This window comes from Streptococcus danieliae (assembly GCF_009767945.1).
In the GTDB taxonomy this organism is placed as follows: domain Bacteria; phylum Bacillota; class Bacilli; order Lactobacillales; family Streptococcaceae; genus Streptococcus; species Streptococcus danieliae.
On the sequence record NZ_WSRS01000200.1, the window covers coordinates 1 to 496 of the forward strand.

1 protein-coding gene is annotated in these 496 nt (G+C 44.8%); it reads right to left on the reverse strand.

Features of this window, described 5'->3' with window-relative positions:
* The coding region (locus tag E5983_RS09445; RefSeq protein WP_160333523.1) for an IS66 family transposase at positions 1–496 on the reverse strand (496 nt) is incomplete at both ends.

The following is a 496-nucleotide window of genomic DNA, read 5'->3' on the forward strand; positions in this document are numbered from 1 at the left end:
AGTACAGTTTTGAATGTGGACTCATAATCCAAACTGTATTTGAGAGCACGGCCTAACTTGGATTCTGGTAAGACATACTGCTCCCGACACCAATCAAAGAATTCTTCCATCAAAGGACGAAGTTGTTCTTGTCGCTTTTGATGTCTCACTTCTGGGTCTAGTTCCTCCCACTGTTTCTCTAGGGCAAACATCTGGTCACAATAGCTTAATCCCTTTTTGGCTAGGGAATTCGAGTCCGCATTCTTAGGCGTCGCTTCAAAGAATTTCCGCCGAACATGGGCCCAACATCCCACCAGAGTGACCTCATCTAAGGACCTATAGGCTGACCACATATCACAGTGAAGGTAACCTTTGAAATCACCGAGGACTTCCTTGGCAACTTGTCCATTGCGCCTTTGGTTGTGGTGATAGAGTATGATACCTTGCTCCTCATTTTTTCCAGATAGAAAAGTCCAGAAATAGGTCAGGTTGGTGTCACTTTCTAAGACTCTATAGG